This is a genomic window from Chryseobacterium sp. MMO-72 (genome assembly GCF_037146035.1).
Lineage (GTDB): Bacteria > Bacteroidota > Bacteroidia > Flavobacteriales > Weeksellaceae > Chryseobacterium > Chryseobacterium indicum.
In genome coordinates, this window is the sequence record NZ_JBBCWG010000003.1 from 173,409 (window position 1) to 198,952 (window position 25,544).

The window sequence follows — 25,544 nt, forward strand, 5'->3', positions numbered from 1 at the left end:
AATTCGGTTTAATGCTTTAAGGTGTGTTGCAACCTTCTCTAATATTACTTCATCTTTCTGTTTCTCATCAGCAATTTTAGTAAGAATCTATTTCAGATTAATTTAATTTTAAAACTTATGAAAATCTCCGTCATCACTCCCGTTTATAACGCTGAAAAATATATAACTCAGGCTGTGGAATCCGCACTTAAGTTTGATGAAGTTCATGAAGTTATTTTAGTGGAAGATAAATCTCCTGATAATGCCCTGCAGGTTTGTCTGCAACTGGCTGAAAAATATGAAAGAGTGAAGCTCTTTCAGCATCCAGATAAAGGAAATCACGGAGCAGGACCATCAAGAAACCTAGCTTTGGAAAAGGCAACAGGCGATTTCATAGCATTTTTGGATGCCGATGATTATTATCTTCCCAACCGCTTTGATGCCGAAAAAGAATTATTCAAAGATCCAAAAGTAGAAGGTGTTTATGGTGCTTTGGGTGTTCATTATTACTCTGAAAAAGCAAAAGAACAGTACTACAGTCTTTTTAAAGATAATTTAACAACAGTTTATAAAAAACACGATCCAAAAGATGTCTTTCCAGGACAACTTCATATGAGAGGAAGTTTTGGACTTTTCAGTATCGACTGTTTAACAATTAGAAGGGATTCGATGATCAAAAAGCTGAAACCTTTTTTTAAAACACACTTACGACTTCATCAGGACACAGAATTTTTATTCCGTCTTTCATATTATCTTGATCTTTACCCCGGAATTTTAGATAAGGCTGTTGCGATGAGAGGAGTCCATGAAAGCAACAGAATTACTGCTGTAGATTCTAAAAAAGTAAATCCTGCAACATCAAGAGTTTTACTTTGGAAAGAAATAAGTGACTGGGCACAAAATGAACCTTCCATTTCTGAAGATGTAAAACTTCATATCAAAAGAATGCACAGGAGCTATCAAATTGCTCTGGCTTCTCCACTGAAAAAATGGGGAATGATTGTAAAGTATCTTTTTACAGATTACAAAAGTATCCGCTCCGGGCTTTATAATATTAATTTCAGGAAATATCTATTCCGTTAAGAATTTCTTTCCCATTAAATATTTTTTTTCAAAAAAATTATTATAAGTATAAACAACAGAGAAACCATTCTTCCTGTAAAAATGGTTTGCATTATTATTACTCTCTACCTCTAGTTCATAGTAATCTGTATCTTTCAATTCTTTTTCGAAAGCCTGAAGTAGTTTTTTTCCGATACCTTTATTCTTCATATTCCTGTCGGTCGCTATATATACCAACTGTGTCTTACAGGCAGATGAATACTGTTTTGTAAAAAACTTAGCTAAGATCAGCATTAGATATTTGGGATGGAAGGCCAATGTTAATAAGGTATTCCATATAAAATAAATCTTTTTACTATTTATAAATTCATTATAAAGTTTTTCTACGTCATAAGTCCCGAACACGAATCCTAAAAGTTCCGAGTCTTCCCATTCACCCAATAAAATGTGGTCTTTTTGCCTGATCTGAAATTTATAAAAAGTTTCTATAAAAGGTAAAGAATACTCAGACAAAAGGCTTGGAAGGCTTGTCTTTTGTATCTTAGCGATCTGCGGTATATGACTTTCGTCCAGCTTTATAATCATTACTTCAGTACTTTATAAATAAGTTTCGGTCCCATAAAGTTAGCAAGAGCAAGCGGTAGCTTTTTCCACATATTGATAAGAAAATGTATCAGTTTTCCGTCTTCATCATTTTTATGATGAGTTTTATTAAAATAATAATAGTAAAGCTGAACTGGTTCTGCACCCCATGAAATTTTATAAATTGCGGTTCCCTGATCTTCTCTGCTTCTTCCCAAATCAAAGAAAGGAATTTTTTTACCTATTGCAAATTTGATGATATTCCAATACAAAGCGTTATTCAAAGAATATTTGTTATATTCTTTCAAAGTGGCTGCATAAGGATGATGTATAGCATGATCATCATATATAAGACAAGCTGCGGAAACAGGTTTATGATCCAGATACATAATTATAAATTCAGCTTTATATAGAGAGTCTTCTGTAAAACCCTCAACGATGTTTCTGTAAAAATCTTTACTATGCGTTGGAGTACCCAGATCTCTCCATGCCGTGGAAATCACTTTGTAAAAATCATCCAGTAATTCTGTTTTTCCTGTTTTAACAGTATAATTAAGCTTTTCCCCTTTTCTTACCTGATTTCTTGTTTTGGATTTTACTTTCTTATTCCATACAAAATCTTCCCCACCGCTCAGATCAAGAAGATAAGTGAAATAATCCTTTATTAAAATATGATTAAAGTTTTCGGAAATATTAATCTTATCTCTTGTCTTAATAAGAATAGGTTTGTTAATATCTTTAAAATCATCTTTAGACAAAGGCTTTTCAAATTTAAACACTCCTCCGTCTGTAATATATGGTGAATTTGAAAATAAAGATCCGTTTCCGTATAAATTAATTTCATTTCCCTGAATATTTAATGTTTTAATATCCAGAGAATAGGTTTTGGCAACAATATTTTTCCAGTGCTTTCCTTCAGCAAACTTATACCATTGCTTCATAATCTTCAAATTTATTATTAAAACATACATTATATTCCTGAGTTCTGAAATCTGATCTCAGAAAGTTTATAAATCTTTTATCCAATCCGTTATAGTTCTTATCCATCTCTATAATACCGGGATGAAGCATGATCTCAATATGATCATCATTCCCTTTTTCCAGATAATTAAAGAGGTTTTCCTCATTAATTTCACATGTATTCAGAATACTGTAAAATTTAATCTCATTTTTATTATCATTAAAAAGGCTCAGAAATCTTAAAAGCATAAGCTTAATAATATTTGCCAGACTTGCTGTCCTCAAATTGAATTTAGAGCTCGTTATAATATTTTCATTGATTTCCCGAATTCTCTTAATGGAATGTTTTTTCGCAAGTTTTTTTACTATTTTATTGATGGACGGAATGATGTGGATATGTTCATGCCCATCGATATGATTTAAGAAAATATTATTTTTTTTCGCTTCCAGCAACTGGCTTTCTATTTCATGTTCCAAAGCATCCAGAACTTTCTTTTTTTTTGGCATCAATAGAAGCTTTACAAAACTTGAATTCAGCTTTCCGTCTTTCGCCAATACATTTCCTTCGTATAAAGCCTTTCCACAAGTAAGATTTACATGAAGACCTATTTTAAGATCCGGACAAAAAGGAATGATTTCTTTTAAAGCATGATCAAAAAAATCTGTATTGCACATTAAACTGGCATGGGACAGATATCCATCTAAATGGGCATTTTTTATTGCTTCATTAACCCCTAATGAAAATCCCAGATCATCAGCATTTATGATTATTTTTTTTTTCATCGGCTAATGCTTCTTCTTACTGAAAGATTATTTAAATTATAGAAAGTCTTAAAATTCATTTCTTCACTTGTATCTTTATTAATATTGCTATCAATATATTCTTCTCCGTTTTCTAAAAGAATTCTTCTGTTAAAATTCCCGAAAGTATCTGTGTAAAAATTAAAAGATTCTGAAAGTATAACATTTTTGGAAGTTCGTCTGGCTTTTGCAATCTGTGACGTAATGTAAGAATAGTTTTTTCTTCCATTATAAGATAATAATACACTTATAATGAAAAACAAAACAGAGAAACATGAGGTGAATATGTAAGCTAAAGTGCTTATTTTTTGTGCCTTATACACTTCAACACCTTTAAAGTATATGGAGAATATAACTACAAGAAACATTGCATTGGTAAAAAACAACAGTCTTGTTCCTAATAATGGTGAATAAGCAACTATGGGTATGCAGAGCAATCCTAGCAAAAAGAATGTAAGCAGTCTTATAAAAAAGATCTTTTGTATTGATTTCTTACGGTAAAGAAATAATACCATAATAACAGATGAAACCAAAAAAAGAACCAATTCCAAATTGTAATATCTGTATAAATTCAGAATACTTTTGAAATTCTTCAGGTAATCCCATATATTAAACCCGTACGATTGCTTACCCACAACTTTAAATTTAACTCTGTTTGCAGGTGCAAAAAACAACAGCAAATAACCGGCAACAAGAGAAATATGTGAAATAGCAATCTTATAATCTATTTTCTTCTTTTTTATGAAAAAATTCCAGAACAATGCGAGAAATGAAGCACCTATAAGAACAGGCGGTACATGTTCATTACACATTCCTATAAAGATTCCTGAAAAAATAATCAAGAAAATATTAACATGATGATCTTCTAAAATGTTATTGTTGTTAAGATAATATTCTGAAACTATAAATATATAGAGTAAATAAATGATCGTTGTAAAAGTATAATTTGTAATAAAAGGTGTATAATAAAACATTTCTCCGAAATAATTAATCAGAAAAATAAAGAGCCCTGCAATGATTATTAATTTTAAGAGATCATTCACATTTCTCAGAACCGGCAGTCTTCTTAAAGTCAACAGAAAAAAAACTACTATTAAACTATTGAAAATCAACAATTCAAAAATAATTTTTAAAAGAAGATGCCTAGAAATCAGATTACAAAAAAATTGCCCGATTCTGGGATTTCCGACAAAATAGGCATTGCCGTATTCCTGAAAAACATTAAGCTTAGTAGGGTACAGATAATAAAGTTCATCCCGTAAAGGCGGATAATATACAGCCGAAAGAACAAAACAAAAGTTGATAAAAGCTATAACAAAATAGGGAATATATTTACTCTTCATTTTTTATAATTTCATTGAAATATAAAGGTCTGTTTTTTACCTCAATATGAATTCGTCCTATATATTCACCAATAATTCCTAAAAAAAGAATGGTAAGAGAACTAAAAAAGATCGTCACTGAAAGTAAGGTAAGGAAACCTGTTTTTGGCTCATGATTTATGTGGCTTCTGTAAATGGAAAATATAAGAAACAAAAATGAGAAAAAACATCCTAAAAAACCTATAAATGTAGCTATCCTAAGTGGTTTTATAGAAAACTGAATAACACTGTCTATAGCAAGTTTATATAATTTCAGAAAATTATATTTGGAAGTTCCGGCATTTCTTTTTGGTGCATCAAATTCTATGATATGTGCATTTCTCAGCCCAATTAACGAAAGCATCCCACGAAACATTCTGTCTGTTTCATTTAAGCCATTCATCCACAGAACATACTTTTTATCCAAAAGCCTGAAATCAGGCATATTTCTTGGAATTTTAACATCAGAAAGAAAATTCAGGATCCAGTAATAAAGATTTCCCATGATTTTATATCTTAATCCGGCGTCCTCATTATCAGTCCTTTTAGTAAGTATAAGTTTCTCTCCGCCTAACCATAACTTTATAATCTGTACGGCAATTTCTGGAGGGTGCTGCATATCTGCATCCATAAATAAAACACTGAAATCTTTAGATTTATTTTCAGAAACTGTATAATTAAGACCTGCCGTCATTGCCAATTCATGTCCAAAGTTTGTAGACTGATTTATAATGACGATTTTCTCATTAATTTTCTGACGTTTCAGTAAAACGTCTAAAGTATTGTCTTTAGAACCATCATTTACAAATACAAATTCATAATCATCAAATCTTATTTTAGCAAGTTCTGATTCCAAGGAGTCAATTAAGATATCGATATTATCTTCTTCATTATACGCAGAAATAATAAAATAAACTTTTTTCATACAAGAATGTTTAAAAATTTCATTTCTTTATAATATACTGAGTATCGTTAAATATGAATAAGATATATCGTAAGTGGAAAAAGTATGGGAAAACATCATTTCTGTCATAGTTTTATTCATTTATGTTTAGCAAAAGTAAGTAATTTATCTAAATTTTCTTTAAATAATCTCTGCAGGGTTTTTCTATAAATTGATAAAAAAATCCTGAAATAATTATTAAAACAGGAATATAGATTGAAAAGATAACTGTTTTATCATATATTCTGAAGTAATCCCACAAAAACGACCTTAAAATAAACAAAATAGGAATATGAACAATGTAAATGGCATAGCTGATTTCACCTAAATATTCCAACGGCTTTAAAGACATCATTCTGGTTAAAAAACCATTATTCATAGAGATTAAAACAATCAGCGGAACAAAAAATACAGCCATTAATCCATCATGATAATAAAGCGGTACAAACAGCATGGATAAAACTATAAAACTGAAAACCAGTATTATTGCCCAGTCATAGTTTTTATGTTTAAAATTTTTAACAAAAAATATTCCTGCAAGGTTTCCGATTAAAAATTCATTAATATGCAGCAGCGGAAAATAAGAAATAAAATCATGACTTTTTGAAAATCTCCCTTCATACAATCCTGAAAACATAAAATAGTTGCAAAAAACCTGAGTGGTAATCCAGATTACAATACCGGTAATCCAGATGAATTTGTATTTTTTTGAGTAAATATAATTGTATAAGAAAGGAAAAATCAGGTAAAAGAAAAACTCTACCGAAATCGACCATCCCGGAAAATTCAGAATTAAAACTTTGCCGGGAAACCAGCTCTGAACTCCTGCCAAATATGCAATTATCGGCGAAAAAGCGGTTTCCTGAGACCGCGTAAACAGATACAGAAGTAATCCTATTACATACAACGGATAAATTCTTGCGACCCGGTTACGGTAAAAATCAAAGTAATTGATTTTTTCTTTGGAATGATACGCAACAATCATGATAAATCCCGAAAGAATAAAAAAATAACTTACGCCGATATTCGCCTTGGCAAAAATCTCCGATATATATTTTATTTTATAGACAAAAGCGCCTTCACCATAGTGAAAAATCACAATTGCGATTGCAGCAAGAAATCTTGTAAATGTAATCTGACTAATTTTCACGAATCAAAAATACACTTAAAAGTTTTTATTTAACAAAAACACCAATGTATTTTCCTTCGTATTCAACGACTGTAGTTTCAATACTATTCTTTTCACAGAAATCCTGATAGGCAGAATTGTCTCCAATATCATCACTAATGAAAACTCCGCCTTTTCTCAAATGTCTGTAAAGTTCATTATAAGCCCAGAATCTGCCATTGTAACTCTTATCAGAATCATAATGTACAACATCAAAAGACGCGCTGTCTGCAAAAATTTTAGGAAGAGATTCTCTATCTGCAAAACGATATAATTTCCAGTGAGATTTCAGATTTTCAGGAACAATACATCCCACATACTGATCGCCGTCCTGCGCAAGATACGGCATATCTGAACTGTACAAAGTCCCGTTTCTTTTGTTTAAGGAAAGCAATGCAGCCAGAGAAGACCAGCCATACGCGACTCCTGTTTCCACTGCATTTTGAGCATTTGTGAACTCGCATGCATAATAAATAAGCTCCAAAGCTCCCGCTCCTCCCATTTTGATCGGGCAATCGTCCTGTTTTTTTTGCGATTCTTTTAAAATTTCAGCAAAATCTCTTTGAAAAGGGTCAATATCAATTCCGAAAAGCTGGGAAACAGCCTGTTTTTGCGAAACCGCTCTGGATGCAGCCCAGGAATTGGTCTTTTCTTTTCCTTTAAATGCATTCCCTCTGTTTACGGTATTTTTAACAATTTTACGTCCTAATTCAGGATAAAGATCGGGTCTTTTAAGATAGGCTACAAATGTTTTGAGAACTCTGGATATTTCGCTCACTGTGTTAAATTTAAGCCACAAAAATAAAGATTTTTCTGTTATCTTTAGGATATAATTATCTTTGTAAAAATTTATTAACACAATAAGATGAAGTTTTCTGTTCTGATTGCCAATTACAACAATGGAAAATTCTTTAAAGAATGCTATGATTCTATTATAGCACAAGATTATAAAAACTGGGAGGCGATTATTCTGGATGATGCTTCTACAGACGATTCCGTGGAAGTTATAAAAAAAATAACAGGCAATGATGAACGTTTCAAAATTTACAGAAATGAAGAGAACAGCGGTGTCGGAATCACAAAAAGCAAACTGATTGAACTGGCGGAAGGTGATATTTGCGGTTTTGTAGATCCTGATGACGCTATTACATCCAATGCGCTTTCTTCAAGCATAAAAATTTTTCAAAAGCAACGAGATGTTGTTCTTACATACAGCAAATTTGCAAAATGTGATGAAAATCTGAAAATTCTGGAAGTTCCTAAAATCGCTCAACAGGTTATTAATAACAGTCCGTTTTTTTTCAACTGTCCAGTAAATATTGTGCATTTCGTATGTTTTAGAAAAGGCGTTTATAATCAGACAGAAAAAATGAACACGGAAATGAAAATTGCTGAAGATCAGGATTTATACCTGAAAATGTATGAAAAGGGAAAAGTAAAGTTCATTAATGAAACAAATTACCTGTACAGGCTTCATTCCGGTGGAATTTCACAGAACGACAATAAGCCAAAATCCCGCGAATATTTTGCAAAAGTAATTTTCAACACCATGAAACGCAGGAGTTTAACTTCCATCAACGGTAAACCGGTTCCGAAAGAATACAACAGTTCTCAGGAAATCTACAGTCTTTTGGAGTATCAGAATTCTTTATCATTTAGGATAAAAAAGAAACTAATCATATTTGCTCAACAAATCTTTAGTTAATGACGAAAAATAATAAAATAAAAGTACTTTTCAGGCATCGTTCTATGGAAATGGGCGGTGTGGAAAAAGTAGTTTTAAGCATGTTGAATCATCTTAATAAAGATAAATTTGACATGACGATCTGTTTAAATATGAATCAGGGAGAACTGAGAAACGAAATTCCCGCTCATGTAAGAAAAGTTCACCTTACTGAAGGCAGGGAAGATCTTTCAAAAAATCCGCTTATTCAAAAACTACAGTTAGCAAAAAGAAAATTAAGACTTCAGAATGCTTTGAGAAATCCTTCCATCGCTCAGAAAACCCTTAATGACAAATATGATGTAGAAATTGCTCCTACTTACGCTGCTTTTTCTGCGGTTCTAAACTCTGTTAATAAAAAATCAAAGAAAATAGGCTGGTTTCATTCCGATATTACTTTGCCGAAACTTCAGCCTTTGGTTCCTGAAATTTTAAAGCAGATTCCTCAATTTGACTATTTTATTTTCGGTTCCCAACAAACGAAGGATATTTTAATAGAAACTTATCCTGATCTTAAAATTCCCGAAAATCAGGTTATTTTAAATGCGATTCCTATTGATGAATTAAAACAGAAAGCTTTAGCTTTTAAACCTGAATTGCCAGACAAACCTGTTTTCGTTTCTGTTGCGAGACTTCACAGCCGGAAAGGTTTTCATAAACTCATGGAAGCGCATGCAAGATTATTGAAAGATGGTTTTGATCATCATATTATCGTGATCGGTGACGGTGAAGAAATGAGTAATTTAAAGAAGCAGATAGAGGATCTTGGTGTTACGGAAAGCTTCAAATTAGTAGGCTCTTCCATGAACCCTTATCCACATGTAAAAAATGCAGATTTTTTCATTCTTCCTTCAGAATCTGAGAGCTGGCCTCTGATTATTGCAGACAGTCTCATTCTCCAGAAACCAATTATCTCAACCAACGTAGGAGGAATTCCCGAAATGATTGAGCATGGAAAAACAGGTTATCTCATCAATTATGAAACGGATGAGATGTATGAAGCTATGAAGAAATTTCTTACAGAACCGGAATTAATTGCAGAAATCAAAAAAAATCTCATCAATATTGAAGAAAAGTTTGATAATCAGAAGATTTTTAATGCTGTAGAAAATATCATTATTAATTTAGCAAAAAAAGAACAATGATTTTCCTTTACCGTCTTATCCTGAAAATCCATACCACCTATCAAAAGATCATTCAGAAGATTTATATTAAAATTTCCATTTCACGAGGTTTGAAAGTTGGGAAAGATGTGATTTTTGTGGAAGCTCCGGATTTTGGCTCCGAACCTTTTTTAATTGAAATCGGCGACAGGACAAAAATTACGGCAGGCTGCAAATTCATCAATCATGATGGTGCAATGTACGTCATCCGAAGCATGGAAAAGTATGAAGATGCCCGAAATTTCGGAAGGATAAAACTAGGAAAGAACTGTTTTGTAGGAAATAACTGTATCTTTCTTCCAGGTTCGCAAATGGGCGACAATTGTATTTTGGGAGCGGGATCTGTGCTAAATTCGAGTATGCCGAACAATTCCGTGTATGCAGGAACTCCGGCAAAATTTATTTGTACTGTTGAAGAATATGGTGATAAAGCTCTTGAAAATAACGTAATGTATCCCCGAGAATTGGAACCTGAAAGAGCAAAACTGGAAGCATACATCAAAGAACACATTCCACATGTTTACAAACCTGTAAAAAAATAAATGGCTGAAAAAAAGAAACTCCTCATTCGCATAGGTTCGCTGCGTCACGGCGGCGCGGAAAAAGTTCTGGTGACATTCCTTAAAAATCTTCCGAAGGATAAATATGAGATCGATTTGTTATTGAATCTTAATTCCGGAAAATATTTAGCGGAAGTTCCGAGTTGGATCAATATTCTGCATCTTCATCAAGGTGAAATGATTACCACGAACCGTCCTCACGAAATTCCGAGAAAAGCAGCAAGAGTCATTCATGAAAAAATACTGAAAAAGTTTCCAAATCTTCTTTACAAAGGAAAGCTAAAAAATAAAAAGTACGACATCGAATTCGCAGCCATTCACGGAATGCGGGACGAAATTTTAGGTTCTCCTTTAAAAAGTTCAAAAAAAATAGTCTGGATTCATAACGATCTTTCACAGGTAAAAGGTTATACCAATGATGAAATCCGTAAGTTTTTCGGTTTTGACAAAATCATGGTGATTTCTGAAAAAATTGAGCAGCTTTTTCATGATTTAGCTAAAAATGAAATGGAGAAACAGAAAATTGTAAAGATTTATAATCCTTTAGACACAGAAGAATTTATTTCAAAAGCAGATCAGCCAGTTTTAAATTATCAATTTGATGAAAATATTCCCACTTTTATTTCAGTCGGAACTGTTTTTCCACAAAAAGGGTTCGACAGGTTATTGAAAGTTCATCAAAAACTTTTGGATGAAGGTTTTCAGCACAAAGTTTTAATTGTTGGAGACGGTTATGATTTCGAAAATATTAAACAACTAAAATCAGAGCTTGGCGTTGATAAAACAGCGACGATGCTTGGTTTTACAGATAATCCTTATCCTTATTTTAAAAAAGCGGATTTTTATATTTTAAGTTCGAGATATGAGGGTTTCCCAACTGTTCTTTTTGAAGCGATTACCCTGAAAAAGAAAATTATCTGTACAAAAGTTTCCGGAGCAAACGAAATGCTAAACAATGGAGAATTGGGTCTTCTCATTGAAAATTGCGAAGAAGGAATTTATGATGGAATGAAAAAAGCCTTAACCCAGCCCGAATTTTTCGAACGATACTCCGAAAAACTTAAGAACTATGAAATGCCTTTTAATCTTGAGAATTCGGTAAGCAAAATTGTTTCTATTCTGGATGAATTGTAACTGATTAAAAATTTAAACCTGTAGAATTATTACATTTGTGGTATGGCAGAAAACTATTCCATTCTTCAGAAAGATTTTTATAGAGAAAGCGGAAAATGGCTTTCTCCATTTCAGATCTGGGCAAAATGCATCAATCCGAACCTTCATTTTATTTATGTTTTAAGAAAGTCTCAGCAATATCTAAAAACACCGTTGCTGAATATTTTCTGGAAATTGGCTTTAAGGCATTATCAGATTAAATACGGCTTTCAGATCTATCCCGAAACAGAAATCGGAGAAGGATTTTATCTGGGACATTGGGGAAGTCTGGTCATCAATCCGAAAGTAAAAATCGGAAAAAACTGCAATATCGCACAAGGCGTAACCATCGGACAACAGAATCGCGGAAAAAATCAGGGATTCCCTGTCATCGGAGACGAAGTTTGGATCGGAACCAATGCCGTTATTGTGGGAGGAATCTCCATCGGAAACAACGTTCTTATTGCACCAAACTCTTATGTAAATTTTGATGTCCCTTCAAATTCTGTCGTGATGGGCAATCCGGGAAAAATATATGAGTCTGAAAACGCGACAGAAGGTTACATTAACAATAAGGTCTAAAAATTAAAATATTTTATATTATTCCATCAAATTGTTTGTAATTTTATCCGGATTTTCCAAGTTAATGTAAGAAAACAAAATATATTGATACTTTATATGATTTTAAACAGATCTGGATATTAAACTTTGTTAAAAATAGTCTGTATTTAGCCAAAAATTATATTTTTGTACCATTATCGATTTAGTCTATTAATTTTGGAAATAATTTAAACTAAATAAATAATTAACCCTGTAAAGAGCTCCTCATGTCACAGTCGTATAAAGCTATTTTTGAAAATAACAGAAAATGGGTAGAGTCTAAAGTTGCGGAAAACCCTGAATTTTTCCATGATCTTGCCAAAACCCAGCATCCTGATTATCTTTACATCGGATGTTCAGACAGCCGTGCGACTGCAGAAGAACTGATGGGAGCCAAACCGGGAGAAGTTTTTGTTCACAGAAACATTGCCAATGTTGTGAATACTTTAGACATGAGTTCTACAGCGGTTATTCAGTATGCCGTGGAACATCTCAAAGTAAAAGACATCATTGTTTGCGGACATTACAACTGCGGGGGTGTAAAAGCAGCGATGACTTCTCAGGACTTAGGATTGCTCAATCCGTGGTTAAGAACAATCCGTGATGTGTACAGATTACATCAGGCTGAATTGGATTCTATCATAGACGAAGACAAACGCTATGACAGACTTGTTGAACTGAATGTGCAGGAACAGTGCATTAACGTTATCAAAATGGCTTGTGTACAGGAAAGATATATTTTAGAAGAATATCCCGTAGTTCACGGCTGGGTTTTCGACCTTCGAACCGGAAAGATCATCGATCTGGAAATTGACTTTGAAAAAATATTAAAGGACATTCAGAAAATTTATAACCTTACCAGTTCAGACTGGGTGATGAGCAGAAAGACCAAATAATTTTTATATAAAGAATGTAAAATGAAACTCTGGAGTATTGTTACATTATTGTTTTTTCTCAACTTTACGGCTCTACCGAGTATTGCCGCAGTTCTCGGTTGGGATCTTACAAGAACCAATGTAATAATCAATGAAGAAGAGCCGCATTCCCACTCCTCAGCTTTTACTGTTTACGAAAAAACACTTCCTAAAACTCTGGATGTATTTGATTATCTGAAGTTTTATGAACCTTCACTGGAAGACAGGTCGTTTGTACTGATAGACGATTCTTTTCATCTGTCTCCATTGCTTACCATATTTTCTCCACCTCCGGAAGCGTAATTTTTACCGTTAGATTTTTTTGATAGCTATTCTTTGTCATGACATTGATATTGAATAAACACGTGCATTAAAAATTACATTTTCCAACTTTATAATGGGTCTGTTTACAAAAAAAACAGATCACTATTCACAGCATTTTCACATGAAAAAAACATCATTAATCGGAGGAATTAAGGAGAATTTCCCTTCAGGACTCGTGGTATTTTTAGTAGCGCTTCCTTTATGTTTAGGAATCGCATTGGCTTCTGGAGCCCCGCCTTTGTCCGGTATTATTGCCGGAATTGTCGGAGGACTGGTTGTAGGATCCATTAGTAATTCGAATATATCTGTTTCCGGTCCTGCAGCGGGATTAACGGCCATCGTTTTAACCGCTATTACAGATTTGGGCGCATTTGAGCTTTTTCTCTGTGCCGGAATCATCGCAGGAGTACTGCAGTTGATTTTGGGATTTATAAGAGCCGGAAGTATTTCCAATTACTTTCCTAATAACGTAATTGAAGGAATGCTTGCCGCAATCGGGATCATCATTATTCTGAAACAGATTCCTCACGCTTTGGGATTTGATAAGGATTATGAAGGACATGAATCTATATTCGATAATGGCCTCAATTTCGGATATTTTACAGAATTATTCGGAGCGGTTCAGCCGGGCGCCATTATCATTACTTTAATTTCGGTAGCAATCCTGATTATCTGGGACAAAGTTCCGGCTCTTAAAAGGATTAAAATGCTTCCGGGAGCTTTGGTTGCCGTTGTAACAGGAATTATTCTGAATCAGGTCTTTAAAATGACGGGAAGTTCATTGGAAATCCAGACCCAGCATTTGGTTTCCTTACCGGTTCCCCAGTCTTTTGATGATTTTAAAAATCTTGTGACGATGCCGGATTTTAACGGATTTACCAATCCCAAAGTATGGATTGCAGGAGCAACGATTGCTATTGTAGCTTCTATTGAAACACTACTTTGCATCGAGGCTTCCGACAGGCTGGATCTACAGAGAAGAATTACCGATACCAATCTGGAATTAAAAGCTCAGGGAATCGGAAATCTAATAAGTTCGTTCATTGGAGGGCTTCCTATGACTTCTGTAGTGGTGAGAAGTTCTGCTAATGCCAATTCGGGGGCGACTTCAAAAGCATCAACCATTATTCACGGAGTACTGTTGCTGATCTGCGTTTTATCGATTCCTGTGGTATTGAATTTAATTCCATTGGCAACTTTGGCCGCAGTGTTAATTATGGTAGGTTACAAACTGGCAAAACCTGCAACATTTAAACATTTCTGGCATTTAGGGAAATTCCAGTTTATTCCTTTTATTGCAACCGTGGTAGCTGTTGTCGCAACCGACTTATTGAAAGGCGTTGGAATAGGTCTTGCTATTTCCGTTTTTTATATTCTTCAGGGAAATATGAAAAGAGCTTATTATTTAAGCCGTGAAAAACTGGATGATGCCGATGAAATAAAAATGAAGCTTGCGGAAGAAGTTTCTTTCCTGAACAAAGCAGCTATCAAAAAAACATTAAAAAACATCAAACCGAATTCTAAAGTCATCATTGATGCAAGAGAAACATCCTATATTGCCACTGATGTTCTGGAAATGATTCAGGATTTTGCCAATATCCGCGCAAAGGAAGAAGACATTACCGTGGAACTGTTAGGATTTAAAACTTCATACAGGGATTACGAAAGAGACGAAGAGTCTCACATTTTAATTACACATAAAAGAGCGATGTAAGCTCGAAAACAATAAATTTTATACCTTTAAAAAATTCAATTTAATAAAAATTATATGAAAGCACATACATACGAAACGCAGTCGACTATTACTCCTGAAAAAGCATTAAACTTTTTAAAAGAAGGAAACCAGAGATTTGTAAATAACTTAAAGGCTAACAGAGATCTTTTGGAGCAGGTGAACGCAACCCGGGAAGGACAATGGCCATTTGCAGTGGTGTTAAGCTGTATCGACAGCCGTACTTCTGCAGAGCTTATCTTCGATCAGGGATTAGGAGATATTTTCAGCATCAGAATTGCGGGAAATTTTGTTAATCAGGACATTTTAGGATCTATGGAATTCGGTTGTAATGTTGCAGGTTCTAAGCTTGTCGTGGTATTGGGACACACAAAATGCGGCGCTTTAAAAGGAGGTCTTGATGCAGCAAAAATTGAAGGATTGGGAATGGATAATCTTAACCACCTGATCAATCATTTCAACCCGATTATCAACGATATTATCGAAGAAGGAGAAGAGCGTTCTTCTGCCAATGCAGATCTTCTGGAAAGACTGAACCAGCATAACGTAATTAATGCGATTGATGATATCCGTAAGCAGAGTTCCACCCTTAGAAAACTTGAGGAAGAAGGAAAAATTAAGATCGTAGGAGCCAATTACGATGTGGAAACAGGTGTTGTAACCTGGTTAGCATAAGAAATGTTATAGTTAGATAAACTGATTGGAAATTCTTGTAAAGTACAATCGCAAAGACCATCGAATCCGGTGGTCTTTTGTTTTCTATTCAAAAAGATAATTTTTAAAAATAGTCAAAGAAAATAGTCTGTAAAATCTTACTTTTGATTTTTAATTTCCTCTTCATGAAAATACTGTTGAATATATTTGGGGTAACATTCTTTTTATTTCTTAATACGGCTTTAAATGCTCAAAAAACGGTTTCCGATACTTTAGCTTACGCAAAAAAGTTTGAAACCAATAAACAAAAATATATTGGAAAACCTTTTTCTTTATTGCTGAAAGACATGACGCAGCTTCAGTTTAAAAAAGCAAAATCCGACATTAAAGAAGATCAGGAAAATACTCTTCCGAGTACGATTTTCAGGTTTTCGGATAAAGAAGTAAATTCCCCGAATGAAGTCAGCTTTATCATCAAATGGAAAACCGACAATGTTCCTGTAACACCAATAGAATTTTTCGAACAGGAACACAATTACCGCTTTACGATTAATGAAAGAAATTTCTTTGAAAAGAAAATTATAAAAGATATTGTCGTTTACAAATAGTAAAAACCTCCGGAAATGGAGGTTTTGTTTTATCGTATAGAGAATTTTATTTTCCGTTGAAAGCAGACATCGTATTATTGATTCCTGCAAATACAAATGACAGACAGGCTTTAGAAAATTTCTCAATTCTTTCCTGAAGCTTTTCGTTTTCTTCTTCATTCCACGTTCCCAAAACATAATCTACCTGTCGTCCTTCCGAAAAATCTGCCGAAATTCCGAACCGAAGACGTGCATAATTCTGGGTCTGTAGTACTTCGTTGATGTTTTTCAGTCCGTTGTGTCCTGCATCCGAACCTTTACCTTTCATTCTCAAGGTTCCAAAAGGCAAAGCTAAATCGTCTGTTACAATGAGGACATTTTCCAAAGGAATGTTTTCTTTCTGCATCCAGTAGCGGACTGCATTTCCGGAAAGATTCATATAAGTATCCGGTTTTAAGACCAAAACTCTTCTTCCTTTATACTTTCCGTCTGCCATCCATCCGAAATTGGTGGTATTGAAAGAAACCTCCATGGTTTCCGCTAGTTTGTCTGCAACTTTAAATCCTATATTGTGACGTGTATTTTCGTATTCCGCACCTTTATTTCCAAGGCCGACTATTAAATATTTCATGAAGAAATTTTTTGCAAAATTAAGGGATTTCAAATAAAAAAACCCAACCTTCATGAAGATTGAGTTTTTATTATTTTTAAAAACAAATTTTTACAATGGCTTGTAGATGTAATTTACACCATATCCTTTTTGCATATAGGTTTGTGCATCGTAATTGTAATTTGTTGAGAATACTTTCGGAGTAGGAACCGGTGTCATTAAATCCGTAACAGAATATCTCTGTGGACTGTTTGGTGACAAAATCCAGCTTCTTACATCATTAGCATCTGTTGAGAGTAATCTTGAAATTTTGTAAGCTGCAGGAATTAAAGTAAACGGATTGATTTTAGTATCGTAGTTTGTAAACTCATACCCCAACTTTGTGGTTGCTGCTCCCATCGTTCCTGTAGAACCCATTGGACCGTAGTTTCTTGTTACTTTAGAAACGTTATCCCCTGTATATTCATACTTAGTTTTTGAATAAGAAGTGTATACAAATGGAGTTCCTGAAGCTTCAGGTCCGTTTCTCATAATGATAGAATCCAGCTTAGCCGTTGCAGCTGCATATTTTAAAGTGTAAAGAGACTTCGTCTTTTTGTACAGAGTCTGTGGTCCCGGTGCTGTAGGAGTATATGGAGATGTTGTACTTCTCTTGAAGAAAGATCTGTTTTCTGAGATGGTTTCTATTCTTCCTGTACTTCCATAAGTAAACTGCTGTGTAAAGGTTACACTGTCTTTATCTAATTTTCCGTTTCCGTTAAGGTCTAAAAATCCTTTGAAATCGATTCGGCTTACTTTATCTCCGCTCCATGCTATGTCCGCAGTAGAATTCATACTGTCCGTAACTACTTTAGACAATTGCAGACCGTTATAATAATAAGTCGCTAAAGTGTCTGAGTCTGTGATTTCTCTGTATAAAGCTCTCGGACCGTTCAGTCCTGTATTGTTATTAATATCCACCAGAGGATTTCCGTCTTCATCCAATAAATCTTTACAAGAATGAATTGTAGAAATACCTACCAATAGTAAAACAAAATAAAAAAGTCGTTTCATTCCAATAGGGGATTATTTATTTTTCCACAAATATAATTTTTTTTTGAATAAAAATCACGTTTTTATTCATATTATCATAAAACTATTAAAAGATAATTATAACTTATAACGGTTTATAGATATATTTAATTGTCTGGCTCTGATCTGAAACCGGATAATTCTGTGAATCATACAGATATCCTTTAGGATAGGAAATGGCAGCTCCTGCAGGATTTAGTATGGTAACTTTCCCTACATTATTGGAAGACAGCATATAAGAGTTCATCTGCGTCATGGTGGAAGACACCATTAAATATTCTTTTGGCAGGGTGGTATATGGATTTATTTTAGCATCATAATTCTCATACAGATAAGAAGTTGTAGAGGCTGTTGAGGCAGTAGGAGTTCCGCCGCTCATCAGCATGGTAGTATAATCTGCTTTTACGATATTGTTTGTCGAAAAAGTAAATTTAAGCTCTGTATAATGGGTGTAGGATGTACTTCCAGCCATTTTTTTCTTCTCAACAATTCTGTAAAGTGCTCCATTGGCATCATAATATACTGTAAAATCACTGTGATTAGCAAGTCCCATAATAGTCTGATCCATCGTAAATGACGACAATTTTCCGCTTGTATACGTAAGTGCGTAGGTATTATCTGTAACGTGCGGAGATACATTATCCTGAATTTTTATCTGAGAAATTGTAGTTCCCGAATACGTTACTGTAGAAGTAAGCGTATTGCTGGACGCAGCATCTCTTACGAAAACCTGAGAAAGCGCTCCTCCATTAGTAACATACTCTTCCAGATCTTTTGTTCCGTTGTTTACTTTAGATAAAATTCGGGGACCTGTAATAGTACTGCCGGAAGTGGTATTTTTATTCTGGTTGGGCGGATCTTCCGTTGTATTATCACAAGAAACCACAAAAACAAGGGCAATTGCGGCAAAAGTTGAAAGGATGTAATTTTTGGTCATATTATTAATTTTTAATGCCGTCAAATATAATTTATTTTCTCCTATCAAAGCCTTAAAATCATCAAAAAAATATGTCTTAAAATAAAAAAAATCTAAAAACTTTCGCTTTTAGATTTTAATTTATGAATAATAAACAGTTTTTAATAAGGCTGTAAAACAGATGTTGTTAAAACTGACTGAGACATATCGGAATTCAGAAAGTTTGTATTTACGGCTGTACCTATTCCCAGAGTTCCGCTGTTTAAGTTTCTTTTTGTACAGGCAACCTTTACCGCATAATTGTTTTTTGGAGTAACGTTGGTAAGAGTTGCATTCATATTATAAATTTTATAAGAACCATCTGTCCCGATTAAAACATCGGTTCTTACTGCTTTTAAAAGATCATCAACAAAAATTCCGCAGGCGAATCCCGAAGAAGAATTCGAATTATTGGTCTTCTGTGCTGTCGTCTGAAAAGTGAAAACTACTTTATTGGTTGGATTGGTTACCGAATAAGTGTCCTGAGTTCCCGTAAGTACCACCCAGTTAGAATTAATCGCTGAATTTTCCGTGTACGGAGAAGTAGAACCATTAGCACCGCTAAAAGTAGCTCCTGTCTGATCTGAAACGGTATTCATGGAAAATAGAGCCATACTTCCCTGTCCGTCTGCAATTTTTATGCTCTTCCAGTCATTTACGCCAAGCTCAGAATTATTATGGAAAATACTTCCTGCTGTTCCGGCGGAACCTTTAATTGTGTTTGTACCTCCCATTCTCAGCTCCCTGTTAACATTGAGGTCACCATTTATATCAAGCGTACCTACTGGAGTTGTGGTCTTTATACCGACTTGAGCATAATATCCTATTGAGAATGCAGAAAATATTACTAAAGCTATTTTTTTCATGATTTAGTTTAAAATTGAATTAAATACTTGTGGTATTTCATAAACATCTACCTTAAGCGAAGACTGGGTAATAAAGCTGTCGATATTGGAAGCGACATTAATTCCAATACCTAAATTTGCCGAAGTGTTATAAGATTTTAATCTGGAGCACGCCACACTTACCGTATGCTGTCCTTTTGAAAGATTTTGTACCATCCCGATCTGGTTATGCGTAATAAATGTATTGGTAGCGCTACTTGCTTTCAGATTTCTCTGTCTGAGGTTAACCAGTTTATCGTCTACAAAAATTCCGCACGCATAATCTATGGAAATATCCGGAGAAGTATTTGCCGGAAAATCTGCCTGCACTACCGTTTCAAACTGAAAATACGTCTTGCTTTCTGTACTGTATACAAGAAATGGCTGCGATAAAGACGTTATTTTCTTAAACTGATTCAGACTGCTGTAATTTGTATCTTTCACAAGAGTGGTAGACCTGTTGGCACCATTGGTAGATTCTTCCGTACTGGAAAATGTAATCCCAGTCTTATCTGAAAATGAATTATTAAAAATCAAATAAAATTTATTAGGTTCATATTCCGGTATACGAAGCGATTTCCAGATAGGAGGATTTCCTGCTCCCTGAGAAACAAGTATCTGATCGTTATTTCCCTGAGAAATACTGTTGTCTGTAGGATTGAAAACAGACAATTTATCTCTGAAATTAACATCACCGTTTACATCAAGTGTAGATTTGGGAGTGGGAGTTTTAATACCAATTTGTGCAGAAGAAAGAATTCCTGCAGAAATACAGAAAGTTAAAAATATTTTTTTCATTGGTGGGTTTAGTTACTTTTATAGGTTACATATTCAATAATATCCACTTTGAGATCAGACTCAAGAGTGAATGCATTGGAAATTGTATTGGTATTGGATATATTCCTTCCGATCGTGAACTGGGAATCTATATTGGAAGATTCAATCTTTCTGCACGCAACCTCAATTTTCTGAGTACCTACAGGAACGTTCTGCTCCGTATAGTTCAGTGTAAAGATATAATCCTGAAAACCTCCTTTCTCAGTATTGTTGTTGGAAGTAACTTTATCAGGACGTACTGCAACCAGCTTATTGTTTCGGAATATACCACAGGCAAAAGTAACACTTTGGGAAGTCGTAGCAACAGGCGCTTTCAGTTCAATTCCTGTCTGGAACTGATAGGTAAGCCTGTTTCTTCCGTTTTTAATGGTAAAATTATTTTCCAGACCCGCAATTTTCACCCAGATACCGTTGGTAACATCAGCAATGTCGTTTCCTACAGAATTCTTATAAATTCCGTCTGCAGCGACTCCGTTAGATAACGTACTGATACCCACCTGATCGGAAGATAAATACGAGTTAATGAGCTTATACTGACCTTCTTCCATAAAGGAAACATTGATCGATCTCCAGCTTGGTGTAAGACCTTCGCCCTGAGAAACAAGGACCTGTCCGTTCAAACCGGGATTACCCAGCGTTGTTGTAGTACCTCCAACTCTCAATTCTTTTCTTAAGGTGGTTTTCCCGTTTACATCGAGAACAGAATTGGGAGTACTGGTACCAATTCCCACCTGAGCGTAAGCCTGAACAGAAAATAATAATCCGGCTACACAGCTATTTATAGTCTTTTTCATAATAAGGGACTGCAAAGATAAATAAAAAAAACACACAAAAAGTAGAGTAGAAATACGTAAAACGATAGAAATTAACTAATTACAGCATAGCTGAAAACAGACCGAAATTAGAATTATTACTACTAACAACTGTTAGGATGAAGGTAAAAATTCAAAAACCTTCACTTTAATGTCTCTAAATGAGGAATTATATTTGAAATTTTATTAAAATAAATGACTCACAAACAAAAATTTATTTTATTGACATACAAACATTTACAAATAACAGACAAATTTACACAAGCCTGTAAATTTATCCATAAATAGTGAAAAAATATAGTATTTAAACGTTTTAAAACCTAAAATAAATTCGATTTTCTGATCCAAATTTTTCGATAATGGTTCAGAACAAAAACACGATAAAAATCATGTTTCTGAGAAGATTTTTATTCCAATTTTTCTCAATATTAAGAATTATTAATATTAGAGATGTAAAAATCTGTATTACAGATACCTTTCAGGAATATTAAAATAAAATGCCGCATCGCAAATAACAACACGGCAGTATAAAATAGTATTCTGTTCAATTAAGCTTCACTCTTCAGAATTGTTTTTAAAAGATCATTCACCTCATCCACATTCCCTACTCTGTCTTTCCTCATCATCAGCTGATTTCCTTCTTTTCCTGTTTTCTCTTTCAACTGTGCTTCTTTCGGATTTTTTGTTAAATAATTAATGATAGTCCTGAATTTATTCGTCTGATAGAATTTATCCTGAGGATTTCCCGGAAAATATCCTAAAAACACACCGTTTTTCATAACAATCTTTTCGAAACCTATATCTGAAGCAAGCCATTTTAAACTTACACTTTTCAATAGATTTACCGCTTCTTTCGGCAATTCTCCAAAACGGTCGATCAGTTCAGATTCAAATTTATTCAGATTTGCCTCATTATCTATTTCCGCAAGTTTCTGATAAAGCAGTAATCTTTCTTCTGTATTGGAAATATACCAGTCCGGAAGCATCAGTTCGAGATCCGTATCAATATTAACGTCTTTTGTGGTTTTAAATAATTTGTTCCTTTCTTCTTCGTTTTCGAAAAGATTTTCAAATTCCTGATCGTCTTTCAACTCTTCTAAAGCTTCCTGCATCAGCTTTTGGTAAGTTTCAAACCCCATTTCATTGATAAATCCGCTCTGTTCCGCTCCCAGTAAATCTCCGGCTCCACGAATTTCAAGATCCTTCATCGCAATCTGGAATCCGCTTCCCAGATCCGAAAACTGTTCGATGGCTTCCAGACGTTTTCTGGCATCGGAAGTCATCATATCATAAGGCGGTGTAATAAGATAACAAAATGCTTTTCTGTTGCTTCGCCCGACGCGACCTCTCATCTGGTGAAGATCTGCCATCCCGAAACGCTGTGCATCATTAATAAATATGGTATTCGCATTCGGAACATCTACTCCACTTTCCACAATGGTTGTAGAAACCAGAACATCATATTTCCCTTCCATGAAATCCAGAACGTTTTTCTCCAGTTGTTTTCCCTCCATCTGTCCGTGTCCCGTAATTACTCTCGCATCCGGAACCAGTCTTTGGATCAATCCTGCAATATCTTTCAGGTTTTCAATCCTGTTGTTGATGAAATAAACCTGTCCGTCACGCTGAAGTTCATAGGAAACCGCATCTCTCAGAATTTCTTCGTTAAAGCCAATTAATTGTGTTTCCACAGGTTGTCTGTTGGGCGGAGGGGTTTTAATTACGGATAAATCTCTTGCCGCCATCAAAGAAAACTGTAACGTTCTCGGAATTGGCGTTGCCGTTAATGTTAAAGTATCAACATCTGCTTTTAAAGTTTTCAGCTTATCTTTTACAGAAACTCCGAATTTATGTTCTTCATCAATAATCAGCAACCCTAAATCTTTAAACTTTACAGAACTGCTTGCCAACTGATGTGTTCCTATAATAATATCTACTTTTCCTTCTTTTAAAGCTGCAAGGGTTTCAGATTTCTGTTTTGCTGTTCTGAAACGGTTCACATACGCCACATTAACCGGAAAATCTTTCAGTCGTTCTTTAAAACTTCTGTAATGCTGAAACGCCAGAATTGTGGTAGGAACCAAAACTGCGACCTGCTTTCCGTCTGTCGCCGCTTTGAATGCGGCACGAATTGCAACTTCCGTTTTACCGAAACCTACGTCTCCACAAACCAGACGATCCATCACCGTATCGGCTTCCATATCTTTCTTCACATCGATGGTTGCTTTTTCCTGATCCGGAGTATCTTCGTAAAGGAAACTTGCCTCAAGCTCATTCTGCAAATAAGAATCGGGAGTGTACGCAAAACCTTTCGCAGATTTTCTTTGAGCGTATAATTTTATTAAATCAAAAGCCAGTTGTTTTACCCTTGCTTTTGTTTTCTGTTTTAAAGATTTCCATGTTGGAGATCCAAGTTTACTCAGTACAATTTCTCTTCCTTCCGGACCGTTGTATTTTGAAATTTTATGAAGAGAATGAATGCTCACATATAATAAGTCTCCGTTTTTATACGTCAGTTTAAAACATTCCTGAATTTTCCCGTCGTTATTCACCTTTACCAACCCCATGAATTTCCCGATTCCGTGATCGATGTGGGCAATATAATCTCCGATTTTCAAAGACATTAAATCCTTCAGTGTCAACTGCTCCGATTTAGCAAATGTATTCTTCGCCTTGTATCTTTGGTAGCGGTCGAAAATCTGGTGGTCGGTGTAGACCAGAATTTTATGATCGTTGTCCACAAAACCTTCATGAAGTTCAGATTTAAAACTTTTAAAAGGAAGCTTGTGTTCCAGCTCTTCAAAAATCAATTCCAGTCTTTCTTTCTGCTTTTCTGTGGAAAAAGAAATCCATGTATCGAAGCCTTCATTTTGTTTGCCTTCAAGATCCTCAATTAACAGTTCGAAATTTTTATTGAAAGCAGGCTGTGAAGTCTGATCTATCTTCATTTCCGATAACTCAATAAGTCCTTCAATAGAAACACTTCCGAAATCAACCGTTTTAAATTTTTTATAGTCAAACAGAAATTCCTGATCGGAAATAAACAATTCCTGCGGCGATCTGTGTGCAATGTCCTTGCTTAATGTTTCATATTTTTCCAGAGATTTTTCGTAAAATGCTTTTAAACGCTGCATTCCCACAATTCCGTTTTTAGAAATTACAAAACTCTCTTTGGGCAACAATTGTAATAAAGAAACCCGGCTTCCCGTTACCGTAAAATTCATATTGGAAACCAGCTGAAAATCCTTCACTTTGTCAATCGAAAGCTGAGTTTCGATATCAAAAGTTTTAATACTTTCCACTTCATTCCCGAAAAATGTGATTCGATAAGGCTTTTCATTTGAGAACGAAAAAACATCCACAATTCCTCCTCTTACTGAAAATTCTCCCGGTTCTGAAACAAAATCTGCCTGCTGGAAATGATAATGATTCAGCAGTTCATCCACAAAATCAAAATCCAGCTGATCGCCAACTTTTATATGATGCGAAATCGCTTTAAAATCTTCCTTTTTTAAAACCTTTTCAGACAGCGCTCCCGCATAGGCAACAATAACGCGCGGAGATTTTCCGGATGTGATCTTATTAATAACTTCCGTTCTCAAAACAAGATTGGCATTCTGCGTTTTTTCAACCTGATATGGTTCCAGATGAGTCGCCGGAAAATAGAGTACTTTATCTTTTCCCAGCAGATCTTCCATTTCTGTGTTCGCGTATAAAGCGTCTTCCTTATCATCCAGAATATAAAGAATGGTTTTCTTTTGGGCAAGAAACAACTCGGCTGCAAAAATTGAAACCGAAGAACCTGCGCTTCCTTTTACAGAAATATGTTGATTATTTTCCAGTTGAATATAAATCTCTTTTCCGAATTCTTTCTGAAGAAGCTCTGGAAGAAATTTTTCGCTGATGGTTTTTAATTGCATAGATAATTTGGTATGAACGCAAAAAGCGATTTCGGGAGTTTTCCGAAACCGTTTTGGCTTTACAAAGATAAGGATAAATATTTTTCTTTTAAGAAGATAGAAAGTTTTTAAAAGTCTCAAAATTCTTAATTTTTTACTAAAATTTTAAATTAAAAGTTAAAAAAAATTTACACCTACCACATGGCACTTT

At 34.5% G+C, this 25,544-nt stretch carries 25 protein-coding genes; 11 read left to right on the forward strand and 14 right to left on the reverse strand.

Annotated features, from left to right (window positions below):
- Positions 1–117 precede the first annotated feature (117 nt).
- Entirely contained in the window at positions 118–1,062 is a 945-nt protein-coding gene (locus tag WFH39_RS06000; RefSeq protein ID WP_336689170.1) for a glycosyltransferase family 2 protein, read from the forward strand.
- Here WFH39_RS06000 and WFH39_RS06005 read toward each other — a convergent pair.
- The 7 genes from WFH39_RS06005 to WFH39_RS06035 form a co-directional block, all read right to left on the reverse strand.
- A complete protein-coding gene (locus tag WFH39_RS06005) occupies positions 1,051–1,626 on the reverse strand; it encodes a GNAT family N-acetyltransferase (RefSeq protein WP_336689171.1) in 576 nt (191 codons plus the stop codon). The genes WFH39_RS06000 and WFH39_RS06005 overlap by 12 nt on opposite strands.
- A complete protein-coding gene (locus WFH39_RS06010) occupies positions 1,626–2,564 on the reverse strand; it encodes a GNAT family N-acetyltransferase (RefSeq protein WP_336689172.1) in 939 nt (312 codons plus the stop codon). Before WFH39_RS06010 ends, WFH39_RS06005 begins: the two co-directional genes overlap by 1 nt.
- Complete coding sequence (locus tag WFH39_RS06015; protein WP_336689173.1) at positions 2,548–3,366, reverse strand: carbohydrate deacetylase; 819 nt, start codon at positions 3,364–3,366, stop codon at positions 2,548–2,550. Before WFH39_RS06015 ends, WFH39_RS06010 begins: the two co-directional genes overlap by 17 nt.
- Positions 3,363–4,727, reverse strand: coding sequence for a DUF6056 family protein (locus tag WFH39_RS06020; RefSeq protein WP_336689174.1), 1,365 nt, complete (start codon positions 4,725–4,727; stop codon positions 3,363–3,365). The genes WFH39_RS06015 and WFH39_RS06020 overlap by 4 nt, the downstream gene beginning before the upstream one ends.
- Positions 4,717–5,670, reverse strand: coding sequence for a glycosyltransferase family 2 protein (locus WFH39_RS06025; RefSeq protein WP_336689175.1), 954 nt, complete (start codon positions 5,668–5,670; stop codon positions 4,717–4,719). The genes WFH39_RS06020 and WFH39_RS06025 overlap by 11 nt, the downstream gene beginning before the upstream one ends.
- A 148-nt stretch (positions 5,671–5,818) precedes the next feature.
- Positions 5,819–6,838 carry an acyltransferase family protein gene (locus WFH39_RS06030; protein WP_336689176.1) on the reverse strand — a complete coding sequence of 340 codons (1,020 nt, stop codon included), beginning with the start codon at positions 6,836–6,838 and terminating at the stop codon, positions 5,819–5,821.
- A gap of 25 nt (positions 6,839–6,863) precedes the next feature.
- Positions 6,864–7,634, reverse strand: a complete 771-nt coding sequence (locus WFH39_RS06035; protein ID WP_336689177.1) for an O-methyltransferase — start codon at positions 7,632–7,634, stop codon at positions 6,864–6,866.
- An 87-nt stretch (positions 7,635–7,721) separates the two neighbouring features.
- Between WFH39_RS06035 and WFH39_RS06040 the strand changes: the two genes are divergently transcribed.
- The 10 genes from WFH39_RS06040 to WFH39_RS06085 all read left to right on the forward strand — a co-directional run bounded on the left by WFH39_RS06040 (position 7,722) and on the right by WFH39_RS06085 (position 16,286).
- Positions 7,722–8,561: a glycosyltransferase family 2 protein gene (locus tag WFH39_RS06040; RefSeq protein ID WP_336689178.1), complete on the forward strand. Its 840-nt coding sequence runs from the start codon at positions 7,722–7,724 to the stop codon at positions 8,559–8,561.
- On the forward strand, positions 8,561–9,724 hold the full coding sequence (locus WFH39_RS06045; protein WP_336689179.1) for a glycosyltransferase: 1,164 nt from the start codon (positions 8,561–8,563) through the stop codon (positions 9,722–9,724). Before WFH39_RS06040 ends, WFH39_RS06045 begins: the two co-directional genes overlap by 1 nt.
- Positions 9,721–10,284 carry an acyltransferase gene (locus WFH39_RS06050; protein WP_214588258.1) on the forward strand — a complete coding sequence of 188 codons (564 nt, stop codon included), beginning with the start codon at positions 9,721–9,723 and terminating at the stop codon, positions 10,282–10,284. Before WFH39_RS06045 ends, WFH39_RS06050 begins: the two co-directional genes overlap by 4 nt.
- On the forward strand, positions 10,285–11,436 hold the full coding sequence (locus tag WFH39_RS06055) for a glycosyltransferase (RefSeq protein WP_336689180.1): 1,152 nt from the start codon (positions 10,285–10,287) through the stop codon (positions 11,434–11,436).
- 42 nt (positions 11,437–11,478) lie between these two features.
- Positions 11,479–12,036: a serine acetyltransferase gene (locus WFH39_RS06060; RefSeq protein ID WP_336689181.1), complete on the forward strand. Its 558-nt coding sequence runs from the start codon at positions 11,479–11,481 to the stop codon at positions 12,034–12,036.
- Positions 12,037–12,281: 245 nt separating this feature from the next.
- Positions 12,282–12,950, forward strand: coding sequence for a carbonic anhydrase (locus tag WFH39_RS06065; RefSeq protein ID WP_336689182.1), 669 nt, complete (start codon positions 12,282–12,284; stop codon positions 12,948–12,950).
- A gap of 21 nt (positions 12,951–12,971) precedes the next feature.
- On the forward strand, positions 12,972–13,271 hold the full coding sequence (locus WFH39_RS06070) for a hypothetical protein (RefSeq protein ID WP_336689183.1): 300 nt from the start codon (positions 12,972–12,974) through the stop codon (positions 13,269–13,271).
- A gap of 142 nt (positions 13,272–13,413) precedes the next feature.
- Positions 13,414–15,006: a SulP family inorganic anion transporter gene (locus WFH39_RS06075; RefSeq protein ID WP_336689184.1), complete on the forward strand. Its 1,593-nt coding sequence runs from the start codon at positions 13,414–13,416 to the stop codon at positions 15,004–15,006.
- 54 nt (positions 15,007–15,060) lie between these two features.
- Positions 15,061–15,699 (forward strand): carbonic anhydrase family protein, encoded by a 639-nt coding sequence (locus WFH39_RS06080; protein ID WP_214588252.1) that lies wholly within the window; start codon positions 15,061–15,063, stop codon positions 15,697–15,699.
- A 164-nt stretch (positions 15,700–15,863) separates the two neighbouring features.
- Positions 15,864–16,286, forward strand: a complete 423-nt coding sequence (locus tag WFH39_RS06085; RefSeq protein ID WP_336689185.1) for a hypothetical protein — start codon at positions 15,864–15,866, stop codon at positions 16,284–16,286.
- Between the two features lie 46 nt (positions 16,287–16,332).
- Here the strand turns inward: WFH39_RS06085 and pth are convergent, their stop codons facing one another.
- The 7 genes from pth to mfd all read right to left on the reverse strand — a co-directional run bounded on the left by pth (position 16,333) and on the right by mfd (position 25,354).
- Entirely contained in the window at positions 16,333–16,896 is a 564-nt protein-coding gene (gene pth / locus WFH39_RS06090) for an aminoacyl-tRNA hydrolase (RefSeq protein ID WP_214588250.1), read from the reverse strand.
- Between the two features lie 90 nt (positions 16,897–16,986).
- Positions 16,987–17,928: a hypothetical protein gene (locus WFH39_RS06095; protein WP_235132580.1), complete on the reverse strand. Its 942-nt coding sequence runs from the start codon at positions 17,926–17,928 to the stop codon at positions 16,987–16,989.
- A 103-nt stretch (positions 17,929–18,031) separates the two neighbouring features.
- Positions 18,032–18,883, reverse strand: coding sequence for a hypothetical protein (locus WFH39_RS06100; RefSeq protein WP_336689186.1), 852 nt, complete (start codon positions 18,881–18,883; stop codon positions 18,032–18,034).
- Positions 18,884–19,023: 140 nt separating this feature from the next.
- Complete coding sequence (locus WFH39_RS06105; RefSeq protein ID WP_235132578.1) at positions 19,024–19,767, reverse strand: hypothetical protein; 744 nt, start codon at positions 19,765–19,767, stop codon at positions 19,024–19,026.
- Between the two features lie 3 nt (positions 19,768–19,770).
- Entirely contained in the window at positions 19,771–20,583 is an 813-nt protein-coding gene (locus WFH39_RS06110; RefSeq protein ID WP_336689187.1) for a hypothetical protein, read from the reverse strand.
- An 8-nt stretch (positions 20,584–20,591) separates the two neighbouring features.
- Positions 20,592–21,416, reverse strand: a complete 825-nt coding sequence (locus WFH39_RS06115) for a hypothetical protein (RefSeq protein WP_336689188.1) — start codon at positions 21,414–21,416, stop codon at positions 20,592–20,594.
- Positions 21,417–21,982: 566 nt separating this feature from the next.
- Entirely contained in the window at positions 21,983–25,354 is a 3,372-nt protein-coding gene (gene mfd / locus WFH39_RS06120) for a transcription-repair coupling factor (protein ID WP_336689189.1), read from the reverse strand.
- Between the last annotated feature and the right edge of the window lie 190 nt (positions 25,355–25,544).

What these genes read in the sequence shown, in the direction of transcription:
- WFH39_RS06025 (WP_336689175.1), bottom strand. Translation starts at nt 5,670, where the DNA reads ATGAAAAAAGTTTATTTTATTATTTCTGCGTATAATGAAGAAGATAAT.
- WFH39_RS06040 (WP_336689178.1), top strand. Translation starts at nt 7,722, where the DNA reads ATGAAGTTTTCTGTTCTGATTGCCAATTACAACAATGGAAAATTCTTT.
- WFH39_RS06050 (WP_214588258.1), top strand. Translation starts at nt 9,721, where the DNA reads ATGATTTTCCTTTACCGTCTTATCCTGAAAATCCATACCACCTATCAA.
- WFH39_RS06055 (WP_336689180.1), top strand. Translation starts at nt 10,285, where the DNA reads ATGGCTGAAAAAAAGAAACTCCTCATTCGCATAGGTTCGCTGCGTCAC.
- mfd (WP_336689189.1), bottom strand. Translation starts at nt 25,354, where the DNA reads ATGCAATTAAAAACCATCAGCGAAAAATTTCTTCCAGAGCTTCTTCAG.
- WFH39_RS06095 (WP_235132580.1), bottom strand. Translation starts at nt 17,928, where the DNA reads ATGAAACGACTTTTTTATTTTGTTTTACTATTGGTAGGTATTTCTACA.
- WFH39_RS06065 (WP_336689182.1), top strand. Translation starts at nt 12,282, where the DNA reads ATGTCACAGTCGTATAAAGCTATTTTTGAAAATAACAGAAAATGGGTA.
- WFH39_RS06075 (WP_336689184.1), top strand. Translation starts at nt 13,414, where the DNA reads ATGAAAAAAACATCATTAATCGGAGGAATTAAGGAGAATTTCCCTTCA.
- WFH39_RS06015 (WP_336689173.1), bottom strand. Translation starts at nt 3,366, where the DNA reads ATGAAAAAAAAAATAATCATAAATGCTGATGATCTGGGATTTTCATTA.
- WFH39_RS06000 (WP_336689170.1), top strand. Translation starts at nt 118, where the DNA reads ATGAAAATCTCCGTCATCACTCCCGTTTATAACGCTGAAAAATATATA.
- WFH39_RS06080 (WP_214588252.1), top strand. Translation starts at nt 15,061, where the DNA reads ATGAAAGCACATACATACGAAACGCAGTCGACTATTACTCCTGAAAAA.
- WFH39_RS06045 (WP_336689179.1), top strand. Translation starts at nt 8,561, where the DNA reads ATGACGAAAAATAATAAAATAAAAGTACTTTTCAGGCATCGTTCTATG.
- WFH39_RS06110 (WP_336689187.1), bottom strand. Translation starts at nt 20,583, where the DNA reads ATGAAAAAAATATTTTTAACTTTCTGTATTTCTGCAGGAATTCTTTCT.
- WFH39_RS06085 (WP_336689185.1), top strand. Translation starts at nt 15,864, where the DNA reads ATGAAAATACTGTTGAATATATTTGGGGTAACATTCTTTTTATTTCTT.
- WFH39_RS06020 (WP_336689174.1), bottom strand. Translation starts at nt 4,727, where the DNA reads ATGAAGAGTAAATATATTCCCTATTTTGTTATAGCTTTTATCAACTTT.
- WFH39_RS06005 (WP_336689171.1), bottom strand. Translation starts at nt 1,626, where the DNA reads ATGATTATAAAGCTGGACGAAAGTCATATACCGCAGATCGCTAAGATA.
- pth (WP_214588250.1), bottom strand. Translation starts at nt 16,896, where the DNA reads ATGAAATATTTAATAGTCGGCCTTGGAAATAAAGGTGCGGAATACGAA.
- WFH39_RS06060 (WP_336689181.1), top strand. Translation starts at nt 11,479, where the DNA reads ATGGCAGAAAACTATTCCATTCTTCAGAAAGATTTTTATAGAGAAAGC.
- WFH39_RS06010 (WP_336689172.1), bottom strand. Translation starts at nt 2,564, where the DNA reads ATGAAGCAATGGTATAAGTTTGCTGAAGGAAAGCACTGGAAAAATATT.
- WFH39_RS06105 (WP_235132578.1), bottom strand. Translation starts at nt 19,767, where the DNA reads ATGAAAAAAATAGCTTTAGTAATATTTTCTGCATTCTCAATAGGATAT.
- WFH39_RS06070 (WP_336689183.1), top strand. Translation starts at nt 12,972, where the DNA reads ATGAAACTCTGGAGTATTGTTACATTATTGTTTTTTCTCAACTTTACG.
- WFH39_RS06115 (WP_336689188.1), bottom strand. Translation starts at nt 21,416, where the DNA reads ATGAAAAAGACTATAAATAGCTGTGTAGCCGGATTATTATTTTCTGTT.
- WFH39_RS06100 (WP_336689186.1), bottom strand. Translation starts at nt 18,883, where the DNA reads ATGACCAAAAATTACATCCTTTCAACTTTTGCCGCAATTGCCCTTGTT.